The following is a 1,439-nucleotide window of genomic DNA, read 5'->3' as shown; positions in this document are numbered from 1 at the left end:
TCCTATGAAAAGCCTTAGTCCGGTTTCTCTAATTTAATATTTTATTTTTAATTATCTCATAGTGTTGATTTTTAAGTGTTTAAATGTTGGCAAATCTTTCCTTTATGTTGCGTATTTGTCAACATTTAAATACTATATAACTTGCTCAGCATCCTATATGTGATTCCCGCGAATTTGGGATCACCAGCATCGGTATGATTATAAGTTATAATAAACCCAGTCTACTTGCTAACCGATGTGATTCCCTAGCAATATTCGGGATCACCTACATTGTTTTGTGATCTGGGTTGTATCTACTTTTTCGTGAGCTTTGTTATCTGTTATTATCCTACCACCCCAATTTCATAAGGAGTTTCTGTTTTTATTACTGCTAAGGTTCTACTCAATAGCTTTCTTGCTATTTTAACGATAACCTTTTTTATATTCTTACCTTGATGCTTACGATAATACCCTTGCATTACTGGATCGGTACGGATAGCTTGCCAACTAGCTTCGATAAAGTAACTACGTAGTAATCGGTGGGCTCGCATACTTACACCCGTATGACGAATCGTATCACCGCTCTGATAAATCCCAGGACATAAACCCACATACCCTGCAAGATGCTTGATGTTATTAAATCTACGCAAATCACCAAGCTCACTCAATATACCACTAGCAACTATAGGACCTATACCTGGAATACTACGCAACAGCATATAATCCTTCTTACAATACTGCTTGGTGTATTTTCGCAAGAGCGTTGAGACCGCTCTAAACTCTTTATCAATAAATCGAAAACTTCGCATTCTACTTCTCAATACTTCATTGCCAGACTCATACTCAAATAACAAATCATCTAACCATTCGCGAAATTTATGACTCCAGTGATCGTTATCAAACGCATCAGGTATTTGTATACCATAGTAAAGCAATTGCATTTTGATATAACTCTTAATCTGACGCATATCTTTAACCAAATCATTTCGCCGTCTAAATAAACTGCGTAGTTGTTCTCGCTGCTTATCCGGAACCGATATACCTACTAATCGACCATCTTTGAGTTCTCTGGCAATCAATTGAGCATCAATGCGGTCAGTCTTTGTATGACGCTCCTTACCTCTTCTAAAAATATCTGCAGGGTTCACAACCAATGAATCCCAACCATACTCCTTAAAACAGCGATGTGCATAATAACCACAGCAACCAGCCTCATAAGCCGTGGTTACTTTATATCCCAAATAATGTTTCTGTACATACGCATAAAGCTGCTCAGGATCTGGAGGCATACTAAAAGTCTTTCCTGAGGATAGATCCGTTGAACAATGAACCTTCCAACTTCGCTTGTGTATGTCAATACCAATAAATAACTTAGCAGTAGCAGTTTGTTGTGTTTTCATATCTTTTAATTTTTAGTACATCTTAAAGATACACGATAAGCTGCTTTTACATAGATGCTA

At 37.1% G+C, this 1,439-nt stretch carries 1 protein-coding gene; it reads right to left on the bottom strand.

Annotation, left to right across the window (positions count from 1 at the left end; all coding sequences use genetic code 11):
• Window positions 1–323 precede the first annotated feature (323 nt).
• A complete protein-coding gene (locus EV197_RS16945) occupies window positions 324–1,379 on the bottom strand; it encodes an IS110 family RNA-guided transposase (protein WP_130287996.1) in 1,056 nt (351 codons plus the stop codon).
• Window positions 1,380–1,439: the final 60 nt, after the last annotated feature.

Source organism: Aquimarina brevivitae (assembly GCF_004216895.1).
Taxonomy (GTDB): Bacteria; Bacteroidota; Bacteroidia; order Flavobacteriales; family Flavobacteriaceae; genus Aquimarina; species Aquimarina brevivitae.
Note: the sequence above shows the minus strand (reverse complement) of the source record. Positions and strands in the feature narration are given on the sequence as shown.

What these genes read in the sequence shown, in the direction of transcription:
- EV197_RS16945 (WP_130287996.1), bottom strand. Translation starts at nt 1,379, where the DNA reads ATGAAAACACAACAAACTGCTACTGCTAAGTTATTTATTGGTATTGAC.